The sequence below is a fragment of the Vibrio hepatarius genome (assembly GCF_011806575.1).
Taxonomy (GTDB): domain Bacteria; phylum Pseudomonadota; class Gammaproteobacteria; order Enterobacterales; family Vibrionaceae; genus Vibrio; species Vibrio hepatarius_A.
The window spans coordinates 1-15,095 of the sequence record NZ_JAATOO010000046.1 but is presented as its reverse complement, the minus strand read 5'-3'; the positions used below and the strand labels follow the sequence as shown (position 1 = coordinate 15,095).

The following is a 15,095-nucleotide window of genomic DNA, read 5'->3' as shown; positions in this document are numbered from 1 at the left end:
GAAAAACCAAACCACACAAGAAACCAAAGCTCGATTTTCGCAAACCCAAATAACTAAAAGTTGAAATACGAAAACAAGCTAACAACACATGCACATTAGCCTTAGATATTCTGTATTAGCTGAGTTTTCCTCGTTGGCAACTAACGCCCTGTTAAGGTGTGAGCAACGCAATGCCGAAGCTCCCGCATACCACCTTAATCACTAAAACCAACGCATAGTAAAAATGCCACGCGTTGCGAATCACTCTTAAACAGTTTGTTAGCCATATTTTTTTGTAAAGTCTAACTCGAACCGAGACTGACTTGTTGTGACATCAGTAAAACAAACTTCTTGTAGTAACTCATTGCGCTCGATATTACGCATTATGACTTTTTTATCCACTTCGGACATTCGACAACCAAAAAACACTCTTTTGATTGAGCTTGCAGGTAATTTATAGAGAAATATACTTGATGGATCTTTTGATAAAGTTGAAAGAATTTCCCCTAAGAATGCCAGTTTGAATGACTGGAAAAACTCTTCGTCCGTTACCAACGAGTCCGATGGATAATAGTATTTTGCAGATTCGGCACGCAATGCACTATCAAAAGAAACCAGAACCATGCCATTTCCAAAATCATTGACAACATAGTTGTAGTCTAGCTCTAACACAGCATCTATTACTTCCAGGTAGGATTTCCTAATAATGATACATTCTGCGGTAATTAGAGGAACAATAACCCTGTGCTCTTTTTCATACATCCACTCATCACTTTTAACTAAGAAATGTTCAAGGATGTTTTCATATTTTTGTTCATTCGGGCGGTTGTGGTTGTATAGAACCCTTTGAACTTGTCCCTCATCTAGTTCTTTGATGATTGGGTTATCACTCGCAAACATTTCGTCTTCTTCATTATTATCGAAAACTGGATAGCTTTGATATCGATTGAAGCTGAGCTTTGTGAGATCAAACTCGATAACAATCCCTTTGTGCTCATTTGCATAATGAGCCCACATTAACAAATTATTATAAGTCTCTGTAAACGATATAATGCCGTAGTCATCATAAGATGGCTTATAACCAGAGCCGATATTGATTTCAACGTTTGATAAAGACTCCAAAACATTACCACTCGATGGACGCAACTCAAATGGATCATTCAAAGAATATCTTTGGCTTGCTCGTATCAGCAGATTATCGAAAATCTGTGGATGTGGTGAAGCATATTTATATAAACTTTTTAACAAAAACTTTCTCCGAACTACTGAATATGGCTAACGCCGCGTTAAGTGGTGAGCAACGCTACCACCCAACCTAAACCATTGTGCCGTAAACACTTAAGTTGAATTAAACCAAAACTGCCAAGCGTTGTGAATCCGTCTTGAACGCTTTGTTAGGCTACTGATTCTCGGCTATGCGCCACAACACACCACTTGGATCTGTAACGCAAAATTCGAGCATTCCCCACGGCTGCTCAATAAGTTCCGTTACCTTTACACCAAACTCTTTGTTTAGGTTTAGCTTTAGGACATGTTTATACCAGCTTCGAGCATCTTCGACTAAAAGGTGCATCATAAAGTTGTTGCTGTGAACAGGTTCGTAGAAATCTTGGAGTAAGAAAGAGCAAGAACCATATTTAAAATAAGCGATACCTTCAAATTCAGATACCATTTCAAAGCCAATAATTTGATAAAAGCGCTTAGAGCATTCAAAGTCTTTAGATGGAACAAAAGGCTTTATTTCTACGGTGTTCAAGTTTTCCATTTCCATCTCCATTCTGTAGCAACTGCTTGTAGCCTAACGCCGCATTAAGTGGTGAACAACGCAGATCTCTGGACTAAAAGTATTGTGCCGTAAACACTAAATTTGAAGCAAACCAAAAATGCCGAGCGTTGTGAATCCGTCTTAAATGCTTTGTTATGTTTATTTAATTACGGCAACTACGACCTGAGCCACACCAACTAGAACCAAGGCTCCGGTTAACCAATTTAGTGCTAAAGCCACTTTTCCGGAGTTCTTTGATGATTCTTCAAATGCACCTTTCAATTGATCAATTTCGTCGCCCAGCTCATCTATAGATTGCTGGATATCTTCCGTACAACGAACAAGAATTGCTGACTTCTGCTGTTCATGAACTTGACTTCCCGCTTGAGCCGTTCCAATAAGCTCTTCAAGAATTTGATTTTTATCTTTATTTTCTACGTAACTCATCAATTTCTCCTCGTAAACATAACGCCCAATTAAGGGGTGAACAACGCCACCACCCATACCTAAAGCATTGTGTCATAAACACTAAATTTGAAGTAGAAGAAAAAGTGCCAAGCGTTGTGAATCCCTCTTAAATTGCTTGTTATGTGCGTAGCCAAGACATCGGGACGTACCTAATGCCCTTTGCATTTTGCTCTGAGTCTGTAACGGTAAAACCTTGTGATTCGTAGAAGCCAACTGCATTAACCGAAGATTTCAGACCAACCTCTCCTGCCGAAGACTGGGACAACAGATAACGCAACAATCTTTTCCCAACACCGTTTTTCTGAGTACGGGTATCCACAAACAGATGCGTAATATAATCGCCGTCTCGAATTGCACCAAAGCCAATAATCTCACTACCAACTGTAACTTTAAAGCTTTGAAAACGAGTCAAATCAAGCGCAGTTTCAACATCAGGATGGATGCTAGAAATGAACGATTTGCGCCCTTCTTCACTTAAACTCGGAAGAATATTCGAGCTTGCCACACGCGAGATTAGCTCCACTAATGCACCAACATCTTGATTATTTACTTGTTCAATTTTCATTTTTCCGTCCCTAGCACATAACGCCCAATTAAGGTGTGAAGCACGCGACCACGACACTTAATTTGACCACCGTAATCACTGAACTTAACCCAAGCCAAAAATGCCAAGCGTGCTGAATCACTCTTAAATTGTTTGTTAGCTTAAATCGTGAAGTAGAAGTCGATCTCTTTGATTTTGAATACCAATTGTTTAGTTCTATTATCGACTTCCAAGCCTATTGTTACATTATTTAGAGTTTCTCGGCACTTCGCCGCCTCAAGTATTTGGGGCATATTCACTTTTATGGTTTCAAACTGGTGATTAAGCATAGCTATGACTTTGTCTGAATTTAAAACAGCATTGTTCGGCGAACCATTAGAGGTAACTCCAAATCCAGGATTCATATACTCAGTACCATCATCGAGAACTATATTGGCATTTGCATGCTTACCCCTTAAAACTTTGTGCTCTTCTTCGGTCAGTTTTCGGATACCTGATTCCATTCGAAAAGCTGACATTCGATCAGGCCAATTGCTATGCATGATTTCAATTAAGTCTAAATCACACCAAGAACTATGATTGAATATACCAATAATATGAGCAGAACAATTGTCAAAGTGTACAAACAACAAATCCCCGGTTCTTTGTACAAAACCATCACCCTGAAGCTCGTCGCTTAGGTGTAAATGCTGAATTCCCCAGTGGGATAGCATGTCATCGTCATAGTCCAGTTGCTTTAATTTACGACTTTGATACTTCCTTAAGGGTTCACCAGTCTCAATATCTTTCTTAATTTTTGCGTACGCAGAGCAATACTCATTTGGGACAGAAAGGCACTTAGCTTCTTTTACCTCCCTTGGTATACTTTCGATAATTCGGCATTTATATCTTTGATATGAATAAATAGGGTCATATTGATTTGGAGTTTTCGCCCGAAACTCTTCACGAATTTTTCGCTCACAGTAACGAGTATAGTCATCTAATATCTCATTCCGAAGTTCCATATATCCTCTTTTAAGCTAACGCCCTGTTAAGGTGTGAGCAACGCAATACCAGAGCCTCCGCATACCACCTTAAACACCAAACACAACGCTTAGTAAAAATGCCACGCGTTGCGAATCACTCTTAAACAGATTGTTATGTTTATTTGTGCGCCATTTCTCCATACCACCGTTGTTCTAAAAATTCCTTAGACGGATGGCTTCCATCCACTCGTTTACGCAGCGTCTGACCATTAAGCTTCCAATATGGTGTTATCTCTAGAGATGGTTCAATAAAAATTTTGAATGTTTCAGGGTTAATACGCAACAAGTTTGAATCAAAAAGACTATGAATATCCGCCCTTAACAAGAGTCCATTTTCTGAATGATTCACTCCAGAGATCGCGTGACTCACAATATGCGCTGCTTCTAAGACTTCAGTGGGCGCATACCCAGTAATTGCACATTTACAATCATAAAGTTCTAAAAGTCTTAGTCTTAGCTTTCGTTGTCCCCTACGAACACGTTTTCTGTGTGTTTCAAAATCCTCATTATCGTTTTCACCCTCGTTATCTTCTGAAGTCACGTAAGTTGTACGAATATTATGACCTTTAAATACCGAGACTACCAACTCGGTTAAATTACTAACCAATTCACTCCATCGCACTTGAAAGAGGAAATGAAAACCATTTTTAGGCGTATTTACCCCAGAGTTTAATACTGATTTTTGAGTCCGTATCAAACTCACGTAATCATCGGGCAAAGCAAGTTGTTCTCCAAGTACATTTTGAAGCACTGACAATGTGTTTTTATTTTGAGGTTTTTTCAGATGCCATTGAAAATATTCACTTTCATATAACAACATTGATAGATCAAGCTCAAAAATGTACTTTCCTTTTTGGTTATACAGGATGATATAAAATGGCATTGTGCCATCACGCCATTTTGTATAATGAATTGAGCAACCATTGGCTAAAAATAGCTTTTGGTAGCAGCCATATTCATTAATATCAACCAATTTTGAGTTAGGAAATGACTCATATAGACACTGCATGATGTCATAGCCGATGTCTTTATGTACTGAAATGTTCACTTTTCCTCCTAATAAACATAACGCCGCATTAAGGGGTGAACAACGCAAACCACCCGACCTAAACCATTGTGCCGTAAACACTTAAGCTAATTCAAACCAAAACTGCCTAGCGTTGTGAATCCCTCTTGAATGCTTTGTTAGCTTTAAGCTGATAGCCCCACCAGAATTAACACATAACTATTATGAAAGGCGTGAGTTAAGAAAGCGACTTTTGCACCCTCAGATGTAGATGCCTTTTGCCACACCTGAAAACCGAGACAAAAAACAACAAACGGGGCAAACGTGAACAAGCCCCACAATGGATGGCTTAAAGAGTGCAAAACTGAAATAGACAAGGCAACCAAACAAGCGACCAATAGTATATTTTGCATGAACTTCTGAGCTAACCATATGAGTAGGACTATTAGTATCGTTTCTACAAATGGAGCGAATAGAATCAAACCGAGCGCATCAAAAAGGGAAAACGATAAGTTCTCATTAGGCGCCTCTTCAGGCAAGCCAACTAAAAAATGATACAAACACGCTAAAACAAAGGCAATACAGGCACTTAATACCGATGCTTTAAAGCTATATGACATTTTTGAATCATTAATTTTGAATAGGAACATACGTACCCTTTTTAAAGCTAACGCCGCATTAAGGTGTGAGCGACGCTTGGCTATACTTGAGCGAAGCGAAACCGCCAAGCGTTGCGAATCACTCTTAAATGCTTTGTTAGGCAAATTACCATATGTCAAACTTTGGGGTTTTAAGCTCATTTTCGTCAGCTATTTTACTAAGAGACTGTATAACTTGAGTATAATCAGCTGAAGATTGTACTTGAGCAAAGTCTGATTCAATTTTTGTTAAAACTTCATATTCAATATGTGGCTTAACTATTTGGGTTAGTTGATCATAATGCGTTACAGCCCTAATGACATATCGCTCTTTAGCTACGCTTATAACTTCACTAGCACAAAACACTAATATGAAAAGACTCATAACATAACTAAACTTGAGCAATCTTTTACTACCTGAATTGCGAATAGAGGTTTCGATCTCCTCTAGCCTTGCCAATGGTTCGTGATGTTCAGTTTCTTCTTCAGGACACTTTAACCGCTCAATGTCCTTTAGTAGTCTTCTCTCATCTTTAATAACTTCCTTTCCTTTCGATACCATAAGTCCACATGCCACTAGGTATGCGCTTACGAGCAACGCATTGAAAGACAAAAGCAAAGAAAAGCTAGCTTTTTCTTGATAACCTTTTGCAACTTCTTGGTACAAATCATCTTTATAACTTTCAACACCAAGCGTTGCTAATTCTAAAAAAGCATTTGAGCCATTTCTCAGAGCTGGCTGTAATATGTACTCCCAGACCCCACTGCCAATCGCACCAATTACAATTGCTCCAATCGTACCCAACGTGAATTTTATATATTTAGTCATATCAAATATCTAAGAGAAAAAATCGATTATAATATATTGAAACACAAATACACAATCAGTTGCCTAACGCCGCATTAAGGGGTGAACAACGCAAACCACCCAAAACTAAGCCATTGTGCCATAAACACTTAAGCTGAACTTTGAACTGAAACCGCCAAGCGTTGAGAATCCCTCTTAAATGCTTTGTTATACCGTTGATTCGCGCTGCTGCTCTTTAAATTTATCTATTGAAGTTCGGATCGTTTTTTTTGACTCAAATTCGGGAATACAAGAGTAGAGCAACCACTTATGGATGAGGCTAGGCCTCCCTTTAAAGGCGACAAATGAGCGAATTTTTGCGTACCGTCGAAGTTGTTTAGAGTCAGTGTAGATATGAGTCTTCATAAACGCTCTCTCGTAAGCCAAAAGATAATAAAATACATACACATATGGTAGTAGAGATACCGACAGCAACATCGGAACCAAGAAATCCCGGAATGTATCAACACTGATAAACTTACCTGGCTCATTGTATATGTTTAAGATTGAGTCGATGAAAATCAGAGTTCCCATTATGGCCAAAATATAGTCAGATAATTTTTGTGCTTGCTTGTACTCTGGTTTACCTTTGGCAAAAGCACTACAACACGCGAATAGTGTAGCTGTCGTTACTAAAAATAATTCAGTTATAAAGCCGTAAGAATGAAATGCTACGAGAAACTCGATTAGTACAATCAGCTTAACCTGAGAATTTAACGATGTTTTCAAGTACTCTTTGGGTTCGGTGATGTTAGTCGTATTCATAAGCTGAACAAAACCAATAAACACAAACCACAGTATCGTATTTTTAAGTTGCCCCGCATTCCAAACATTAATGCTATCAAGTAAATATACGATAATTGAAATATATAAAAACAGAGTCCCAGTGGTTATCAGAATGGCTTTTTGACAAAAGGATTTTAGGACTAACTCTATAGCCGGCAGAACCTCCCTACTTTTTATGGAAGCCCAAGTGAAGACAACAATGACAAGAGTGGCTGTAGCTAACTCTCGATTATTAAAAATATCCAAATACCCTCCTGAGCCTAAAAACGGTATAACGCCCAATTAAGGGGTGAACAACGCTACCACCCGACCTAAAGCATTCTACCGTAAACACTAAAATTGAAGTAGAAGCAAAAATGCCAAGCGTTGAGAATCCCTCTTAAATTGTTTGTTATGTACGTGCTCCCTCTGGCACGATTATAGGCAGGTCTGTACACCCAAAGTCTAAGCCAAACTGACTTAACAAACAGGTTAGCTGACCTCTGTGATGCGTTTGATGATTGAAAATATGTTGGCAAAACTCACCAACTGTTCGTTCAATTATCTGCCCCTCTGTTGTCGTATACTTGACTACTTGGTTACAACTACTAGCGGTAAACTGATTGGTGATTTCAATATAGATTGAGTCCACAAGTTCTCGTAATTCTGCGAGTTCATACAGATTTGAAGCGAAAGTATCAGAAACTGACATAGAAACGGGCAATGTGTCTAGAACTGTAAGTTCAACTGATACCAACTCGTTTGCAACAAGACGCTGAAGCATAATTAAGTCGCCGAACAAGATATGATTCCAATGAGCCATAATTGTCGGGAAAAATGAACTAGTGTTCTGATGCAACTGCTCATGAGTGAGCTTACTGCACACCTCAAGTAATTGCTTATTCATTCGCTGATTGTACAGCGCCAACATCCTGAAATTTGAGGATGAATCCATTTGACCTCCAAAGTACATAACGCCGCATTAAGTGGTGAGCAACGCAGACCACCGCACGTAAAGTATTGTGCCGTAAACACTTAACTCGAAGCAAACCCAAAAATGCCGAGCGTTGGGAATCCGTCTTAAATGCTTTGTTAACTGGCTTTTTGGTTAGCTTTATACCATGCGTACATAATTCTCGCTCTTCGGCATGCTTTTCTTACATTGCATTCAGAAAAAGACATATCCATACGAACTACTTTACTTTTTGACTCTAAAAACTTTAGGTGTAAAAAACGTTTGTAGGTCAACCTAGGCGCGGTTGTAGTAATGCTTAACCCTTTAGTACGGTCAGAATAATAGCTAATGTCATCCACATCACCCCAAGAAATAAAACCTATTTTATGATGATAAATACCATCAAAATTAATAGACAGTAAAGCTGGATTAAACGCCAACCGATATAGTTCCTTCAGTAGAAAAGAAGATACTACGAGTACAACAAGATATCCGATAAAATTTACTGTTGGATCATCATTACCAATGGCTCGACCATAGACCAATAGAAAGAAAGCAAAGACCACTAACCTCCAATACCTAGTTTTATATACATAACTTTTAATTGTAATTTCTGTTCCATCTACAATTTCTTTTTGCATATACCCTGCCAGTTGCCAGTTAACGCCCAATTAAGGGGTGAACAACGCCTCCACCCAAACCTAAAGCATTGTGCCATAAACACTAAATTTGAAGTAGAAGCAAAAGTGCCAAGCGTTGAGAATCCCTCTTAAATTGCTTGTTATGTTTTACCACAAATAACTGATTTACTTGGCAAAGAACTGCACTGTTGACCGCATTTCAAGAAGTCAGTCACACGCCCAAACTCACTTGGCCGCCAGAGGCACGAAACATAAAACGCGTAAGTCCACTTCCCTGCCCAATGAGGCTACCCGACTTAGCTTCAACAAACGCCCTCTCTTTCCAACCAAAGCGCAGAACAATGGCAAATTGCCGAGGCAACTGCCAAGCCGACATGCTACTTGGCAAATACGCTCAAAGCGACTTAGAGCCAGTGAAATTTGAAACCAACCGCCACGACCTGCAAATGAAGCAACCCGCGTACATTGACATGTTTTACGGGTTGAGAAATTCACGAACTTGGGACGACAAAGCGGATTTGCTGAGGCAACTCGAACGAACTGCTAAAGGGACAAAGAACAGAGATCGAAGAATATTTAAGCCATTGAAATACAAGTAAACATAACGCTCTGTTAAGGTGTGAGCAACGTAATACCGATGCTACCGCATACCACCTAAAACACTAAATGCAACGCATAGTAAAAATGCCACGCGTTGCGAATCACTCTTGAACAGTTTGTTAGGTCATTTCTTGAGGCTTGGTAAATTCAGAAGCCCAAAGCTGCTGAGCCCAATCAAGTTGCCCTTTCCCTAACTCAGGACAAACCTCTAAAGCTTGCTGCAATTCGTCTAACTTGTGCTCTAGTTCAGGTTGGCTTACGTTATTTGTAATGATTTTACCCAGAGTCCAACTAAGCAAGATATGAATCAACGTGATTCTGGTAGCTTTATTTGAATCATAAGTATCAAAACCGAACTTCATATTCAGAGTAATGCTGCCACAGTCTTCCAATGTTGCATTATCGATCACTTCAAGTTGCCATCCTTGCAATTCTCGAGAGTAGTGGGCATATGGTTGTATTGAAGAACAGAACTCTCCAAAATATTCTCCCCAGCCTTGTGACCACAAGGATTTACTATAAAGTTGCCAAACATTCTGACTTAATCTTTTTCTGATTGCTCCAGAACTTTTTGAACCTTGGACCCATGCCGTAACTAATTCTGACGAAAGGCTTCGATCTTTTAAGAAGCCGCATTCAATTAAAGTTAACGCTTCGACACTTTGCCGAGTTAAGCTTAACGCTATTGCATGTTTGCCCTCTCGATTTGCGTCTGCACTTGCCATTAAGCATTGAACGTAATGAAGAACTGAACATTGGACCGAAGTTTTACTGTCCAATGACAAGTCTGATAATTGATCTGCCAGTTGCATAGCCACACCAGACACCTCGCCAATTAACTGGCTACCAACTTCAAACCATTTTGGTGTATTACTCAAATTTTTCTCCTATGACATAACGCCCTGTTAAGGTGTGAGCAACGCTATATCGATGCTGCCGCATACCACCTTAAACACTAAACGCAACGCACAGCAAAAATGCCAAGCGTTGCGAATCACTCTTAAACAGATTGTTATTCGGCTTCTGACTCGATAAATCGATTCGAGATTTCTTCAAGTTCGATGTTTATAGCTTCAATCTCAGTATTGATAATTTCAATATTAACAACACCAACATTGTTTGCAGCGGCAATTACTAAACCGGCTTCTCGATCCAATTCACTTGTAATCTCAGCTAAAACAGCTCGCCTTCTATTCATTCTTCCTACGATACTACTACTAAGAGCTTTAAATTGATTTGATGCGGCCGCAAATCTATTACGACTTTCCAAATCCAATGTAGGCCTTGAAGTCGATATCAGATCTATAGCGTTAACAATCTCGATAGATGCTAATTCAATAGCTTGAACACCATCAATCTCATTAGGTTTATATTCATTAAGAAAACCAATTTTTTCGCCAGGAAGGTAATCATAAATGCTCTTGCAAATATCCTCACCACATGTATTGACAACACCCTGCAAAAAAACTTGGAAACAGCGGTTAATTTTCTCAGTAACCTCTGACTCTAAAATAATATCTTTTTCTACCAACTCGATTACCAGATCATTATTCAGTTGCATTTGTAGCTCTAGATCGTAAATTTTCTCTGCAACTGTAGCGGAAACACCCGAATGAAGGCTAATGAGTTCTTCAATGCGCTCTTCTTTACTCATTTTTTACTCCCTTAGCTTTAAGGTATGAATCAACTTTTGATTCCCATGCTTCCAAACGCTCTCTTGCACCTTTAGTTTTTTTAGAACCACCATATACGCCATACATTGCTTTGGATAACTGATATCCCGATGCGTCTGAAACTACAATAGGTTTACCCGTTGCTTTACTCTTAGTAAACATCAACAATCTATTGGCCATTTGATGACAAACCCCATCAAATCCATACTTGATGTTTACGCTCTCTTGAGGATCATTAGGTTTTGCAACAATCCGTGCAAAATCCCCTCCTGATTCACTTTCTCCAAACAGAGTAGCTTTGAAGTGTGGATCTCCCCAACAATACCAGTAATCACCTAAACTCTTATCCGGTACACCTTGACCTTTTGAGTACGTTGTAACCCAAGTATGGTCAAAAGCCCCGATTTTTGTTGTATTTCCCCAAGCAAATAATTTGTCATTCATTCCTTACTTTCTCCTAGCCGAATAACGCCGCATTAAGGGGTGAACAACGGATTCCACCCAAACTAAACCATTGTGCCGTAAACACTTAAACTAATTCAAACCAAAACTGCCAAGCGTTGTGAATCACTCTTAAATGCTTTGTTATGTGAATTATTCAGGGGCAATAGTGATGTTGAACGTTTGGATTTGAACAAATTCATCTTCACCTATAAATGACAAGTCAAAAGGAGCCGCCAACAAAATCGCCACTTTAACACTCTTTTCTAACTGAGCATTCCCTGTACTGCTCAATATTTTAGTTTTAGTAACATTACCCAATATATCGATACTTACTTGATATCTAACTTGTTGCCCTTTGAAATTATCTTCAAGCACCAAGTTGTTTTGAATGGCGTCATGTACGTGTTGCGCCCAAATAGATATTTGACTGGGTGCTTCACTCTCGACTTCGTTTACAACCTTAGACTGCGCAATTACATTAAGTGATACACCCAATAACAACCAAGCTAAAGTTAAATGAAATAATCGCATTGTACCTCCATTCACATAACGCCGCATTAAGGGGTGAACAACGCCACCACCTAACCTAAAACATTGTGCCGTAAACATTTAAGTTGATTCAAACCCAAACTGCCAAGCGTTGTGAATCCCTCTTGAATGCTTTGTTAGCCGTTTTTCATTAGCGCTAGTTTTAAACCAAAAGCAATAAATACCAAACCTGTAATTGAGTTTAACCAAGTTTTAAACTTGGCACTATTGGTAACCTTCTTAACTTTTGAAAGGACCATAACCATAATGGCGAACCATACAAAATTGACCATTGAATGTGCCGTAACTAGCGCGTATGCACTTATTGGACTTTCGGTATTAGGCATAAATTGAGGAAAGGCTGCTAAATAAAACATAGAAACTTTCGGGTTTAGTACGTTTGTTATTAACCCTTCCAAGAAGGCGACACGGAGTGAGACTATTTTGTTATTTTCTCGTGTAACTTTAGGTTGTGTTTGATTGTGTTGAAATGCGCTAATTATCGCTTTCAAACCAATCCAAACTAAATACGCTGCACCTAGCATCTTAAATATGAAAAACGCTTGAGATGACTTAACTAAGAGCATCGAAATACCCAAAATTGATAGTGTCCCATGTACATAAAATGCAACGACAAAACCACAGATGTTAGCAAATCCTGCTTTTCGCCCTGAAACTGGCACAGTTTTAGCGATTAGGAACCCATTAGGACCAGGTGAGATAACTAATAATGTAGCTACCGCTATAAAAGTTAAGATGTTATTCAAGTCCATATATTTTCCCTTTTTGGTACTACGAATCCACCAAGACGGCTAACGCCAAATTAAGGTGTGAACAACGCTAACACCTAAGCTAAACCATTGTGCCATAAACACTAAACTCGCTTGAAGTAAAAGCGCCAAGCGTTGTGAATCACTCTTAAATTTATTGTTATGTTTAAAGCCAAACGAGTCCACTATACGGCTTAGTTCTTAGGGATTCTAACCTGCTTTTAAGGGAGCCTGAGTGTATCTCTAGTTTGTGACCATCAGGGTCTAAGATATAAAGTGACTGTCCTTCACTCTTATTCTCTTTCCAAACTTCTACACCCAATGAAACTACGCGTTTCGCAAAGGTTTCAAATTCCTTTGGTTCGATATCAAAAGCTACGTGGGTATAGTCGGTTTTGGGGCAAGGTTCATCGTGAGAAAGGCAAAACCAGAGTTCACCTACTGATAAGTAAGCCCCGCTATCCCACTTAGCGTGAGCAGTGAACCCCAACATCTCCCGATAAAACTTAAGAGAGCGCTCTAAGTCACTAACTGCAATGGTTATATGATTGAGCCCTAAAATCACTGTTTTCTCCCGTAAACATAACGCCGCGTTAAGTGGTGAACAACGCCTACCACCGAACCTAAGCCATTGTACCTTAAACACTTAACCTAACTGGAACTGAAATCGCCAAGCGTTGTGAATCCGCCTTAAACGCTTTGTTAAGCAGATTTAATTCCCTATAACCCTCTATTCAGACCAAGGATCTCGGTTCGTATCCAAACATTACCTTTATCAAAGTTATCCAACTCTAAACTTCCACCCAAGGCTGGCTCCAAAACAGGAAAATAGATCTCTTCAGCACCAAGAACTCCAAGTTTTTCTACGAGTGTTTCAATAAATTGTTCATCTATAGGAAAAAGCGCATATTGAATAAAATTCTTATCTTTTAAAATTGTATCTTCAAATTCCGATACACTCTCAAACACACCATAACCTTTACAATTACTTCCATCTTTAGATGGATAAAAAACAAGGTATTCATCGGTCTCCGTTGAATATAAGAACAATGTCCCAGTAAACGAATAACCAATAACTTTGTCATAATGCCAAAGGTGTTTTTCCCAAGATCCTAACATTGCAACATCAACGGGATCAGTTAATAATTTATACACCGAAACTTCCTTATCTGCTTAACGCCGCATTAAGGGGTGAACAACGCATTCCACCCAAACTAAACCATTGTGCCGTAAACACTTAAGCTAATTCAAATCAAAACTGCCAAGCGTTGTGAATCCCTCTTGAATGCTTTGTTAGTTGCCAAACCCAAGGCTTTGATTTGGAGTTTATTACCGCTTTGCCAACACTGTTTTTACGTGCTTTGAAAAACTCAAATCAGGCGCAGTTTCAAAGCGCCTGTCACTGAAACCACTTGGAACTTACAACGCCGTAGAAAACGGGCTTTGAACACCCAATAAACTTTTTGGAAAGACAAAGCAGCAGAGCTAACTTTCAACGAACAAAGCTGCTTCTGAAACGGCAAACCAGCAAAAGAACGAAGCGCGATTCATTCATACCCAAAACCTTAAAAATCGGAGCACAAGACTGGGCGAAACCAAACGAACCTTAGCCTTAAACATTTTGCTTTAGCTGCGTTTTTTCGTTGGCAACTAACGCCGCGTTAAGTAGTGAGCAACGCCACCACGAAACCTAACCATACCACCATAAACACAAAACCCAACGATAAAATGAAAAATGCCAAGCGTTGGGAATCTGCCTTAAACGCTTTGTTAGGCTGGTGCCTACCAAGTATCTGACTCTTCAAAATCAGCGCGAAGAGCTAAAGAGATACAATACAACCAAAACAAGGCGAAACTTATTTTAAACACAGCTCCAACAAAAATGTTCGCTGAAGAAAACGTTACGATAAAATGCAACAGCCCCTTGTAACTGCCTGTTTCGAGGAAGAAGCAACTTAATGCACCATAGCTTGAGAAACACACAAAACCGGCAGCCCAATCTGAAAGCTGCTTACTTTCCTTTGTTATGTTTGAAATTGACAATGTACCGAACACTTCAAGTCGAGCTAAAGATAATAAACCACGTAAAGTAGGAATAAGACCAATAACAAGCAGTGAGTATGACCCCAAAAATAACATTAAATCGAACACTGGAACCGTGAGTAAAAGGCTGTAGGCAGATGAAAGTGAAAGCCCTTTAGGGTTAACTTGCGCTGATACCAACCATAAATCTAAATAAGAAATGAAACACAGCAATAAGACAAGAAAACGGATATCAACAACACTTTCAAGTAACGATGGAATGCCTTTTGCCGTCGCTGATGTCGGTTTTGTTTCTTCCATGATTGCCTCCATTTATCGATAACAGCCTAACGCCCGCTTAAGTGGTGAGCAACGCTACCACTACACCCAATTATTACACCGTAAACACAAAAGCCAAATTAAAC

20 protein-coding genes are annotated in these 15,095 nt (G+C 39.3%); 1 reads left to right on the top strand and 19 read right to left on the bottom strand.

Translation table 11 applies throughout. The annotated features are described in order from the left end of the window. Positions 1 to 258: 258 nt before the first annotated feature. The 11 genes from HCZ42_RS21115 to HCZ42_RS21060 form a co-directional block, all read right to left on the bottom strand. Positions 259 to 1,227 carry a DUF2971 domain-containing protein gene (locus HCZ42_RS21115; RefSeq protein WP_167422646.1) on the bottom strand — a complete coding sequence of 323 codons (969 nt, stop codon included), beginning with the start codon at positions 1,225 to 1,227 and terminating at the stop codon, positions 259 to 261. A gap of 151 nt (positions 1,228 to 1,378) precedes the next feature. Continuing rightward, positions 1,379 to 1,744 (bottom strand): VOC family protein, encoded by a 366-nt coding sequence (locus tag HCZ42_RS21110; RefSeq protein ID WP_053317300.1) that lies wholly within the window; start codon positions 1,742 to 1,744, stop codon positions 1,379 to 1,381. A 159-nt stretch (positions 1,745 to 1,903) separates the two neighbouring features. After that, positions 1,904 to 2,191, bottom strand: a complete 288-nt coding sequence (locus tag HCZ42_RS21105) for a hypothetical protein (RefSeq protein ID WP_167422645.1) — start codon at positions 2,189 to 2,191, stop codon at positions 1,904 to 1,906. A 139-nt stretch (positions 2,192 to 2,330) separates the two neighbouring features. Then, the gene (locus HCZ42_RS21100) at positions 2,331 to 2,777 is read right to left on the bottom strand and encodes a GNAT family N-acetyltransferase (RefSeq protein WP_167422644.1); all 447 of its coding nucleotides are present in this window, start codon (positions 2,775 to 2,777) and stop codon (positions 2,331 to 2,333) included. A gap of 140 nt (positions 2,778 to 2,917) precedes the next feature. Next, positions 2,918 to 3,760, bottom strand: a complete 843-nt coding sequence (locus HCZ42_RS21095) for a hypothetical protein (protein WP_167422643.1) — start codon at positions 3,758 to 3,760, stop codon at positions 2,918 to 2,920. A 139-nt stretch (positions 3,761 to 3,899) separates the two neighbouring features. After that, on the bottom strand, positions 3,900 to 4,829 hold the full coding sequence (locus tag HCZ42_RS21085) for an HNH endonuclease (RefSeq protein WP_167422642.1): 930 nt from the start codon (positions 4,827 to 4,829) through the stop codon (positions 3,900 to 3,902). 143 nt (positions 4,830 to 4,972) lie between these two features. Then, the gene (locus HCZ42_RS21080; RefSeq protein ID WP_254869006.1) at positions 4,973 to 5,587 is read right to left on the bottom strand and encodes a hypothetical protein; all 615 of its coding nucleotides are present in this window, start codon (positions 5,585 to 5,587) and stop codon (positions 4,973 to 4,975) included. Next, a complete protein-coding gene (locus HCZ42_RS21075) occupies positions 5,553 to 6,254 on the bottom strand; it encodes a hypothetical protein (protein ID WP_167422641.1) in 702 nt (233 codons plus the stop codon). Before HCZ42_RS21075 ends, HCZ42_RS21080 begins: the two co-directional genes overlap by 35 nt. 186 nt (positions 6,255 to 6,440) lie before the next feature. After that, positions 6,441 to 7,304, bottom strand: coding sequence for a hypothetical protein (locus tag HCZ42_RS21070; protein ID WP_069522823.1), 864 nt, complete (start codon positions 7,302 to 7,304; stop codon positions 6,441 to 6,443). Between the two features lie 145 nt (positions 7,305 to 7,449). Next, positions 7,450 to 7,992, bottom strand: a complete 543-nt coding sequence (locus HCZ42_RS21065; protein WP_053342869.1) for a DinB family protein — start codon at positions 7,990 to 7,992, stop codon at positions 7,450 to 7,452. Positions 7,993 to 8,129: 137 nt separating this feature from the next. After that, a complete protein-coding gene (locus HCZ42_RS21060) occupies positions 8,130 to 8,633 on the bottom strand; it encodes a hypothetical protein (protein WP_167422640.1) in 504 nt (167 codons plus the stop codon). Positions 8,634 to 8,974: 341 nt separating this feature from the next. On the opposite strand from HCZ42_RS21060, the gene HCZ42_RS21055 reads away from it, so the two are divergent. Continuing rightward, positions 8,975 to 9,232 (top strand): hypothetical protein, encoded by a 258-nt coding sequence (locus tag HCZ42_RS21055; protein ID WP_123768103.1) that lies wholly within the window; start codon positions 8,975 to 8,977, stop codon positions 9,230 to 9,232. Positions 9,233 to 9,352: 120 nt separating this feature from the next. Here the strand turns inward: HCZ42_RS21055 and HCZ42_RS21050 are convergent, their stop codons facing one another. The 8 genes from HCZ42_RS21050 to HCZ42_RS21010 form a co-directional block, all read right to left on the bottom strand. Next, on the bottom strand, positions 9,353 to 10,111 hold the full coding sequence (locus HCZ42_RS21050) for a hypothetical protein (protein WP_130200927.1): 759 nt from the start codon (positions 10,109 to 10,111) through the stop codon (positions 9,353 to 9,355). Positions 10,112 to 10,245: 134 nt separating this feature from the next. Further along, positions 10,246 to 10,887: a hypothetical protein gene (locus HCZ42_RS21040; protein ID WP_167422639.1), complete on the bottom strand. Its 642-nt coding sequence runs from the start codon at positions 10,885 to 10,887 to the stop codon at positions 10,246 to 10,248. Beyond that, positions 10,880 to 11,350 carry a hypothetical protein gene (locus HCZ42_RS21035; protein ID WP_167422638.1) on the bottom strand — a complete coding sequence of 157 codons (471 nt, stop codon included), beginning with the start codon at positions 11,348 to 11,350 and terminating at the stop codon, positions 10,880 to 10,882. Before HCZ42_RS21035 ends, HCZ42_RS21040 begins: the two co-directional genes overlap by 8 nt. A 150-nt stretch (positions 11,351 to 11,500) precedes the next feature. Continuing rightward, entirely contained in the window at positions 11,501 to 11,881 is a 381-nt protein-coding gene (locus HCZ42_RS21030; RefSeq protein WP_167422637.1) for a cell envelope integrity protein TolA, read from the bottom strand. 134 nt (positions 11,882 to 12,015) lie between these two features. Next, on the bottom strand, positions 12,016 to 12,651 hold the full coding sequence (locus tag HCZ42_RS21025) for a LysE family translocator (protein WP_069535144.1): 636 nt from the start codon (positions 12,649 to 12,651) through the stop codon (positions 12,016 to 12,018). A gap of 163 nt (positions 12,652 to 12,814) precedes the next feature. Continuing rightward, positions 12,815 to 13,213, bottom strand: coding sequence for a FosG/FosC2-related fosfomycin resistance glutathione transferase (gene fos, locus HCZ42_RS21020; RefSeq protein ID WP_069498887.1), 399 nt, complete (start codon positions 13,211 to 13,213; stop codon positions 12,815 to 12,817). A gap of 155 nt (positions 13,214 to 13,368) precedes the next feature. Beyond that, complete coding sequence (locus HCZ42_RS21015; protein WP_029836265.1) at positions 13,369 to 13,803, bottom strand: T6SS immunity protein Tdi1 domain-containing protein; 435 nt, start codon at positions 13,801 to 13,803, stop codon at positions 13,369 to 13,371. A gap of 627 nt (positions 13,804 to 14,430) precedes the next feature. Next, a complete protein-coding gene (locus HCZ42_RS21010; protein ID WP_167422636.1) occupies positions 14,431 to 14,991 on the bottom strand; it encodes a hypothetical protein in 561 nt (186 codons plus the stop codon). Positions 14,992 to 15,095: the final 104 nt, after the last annotated feature.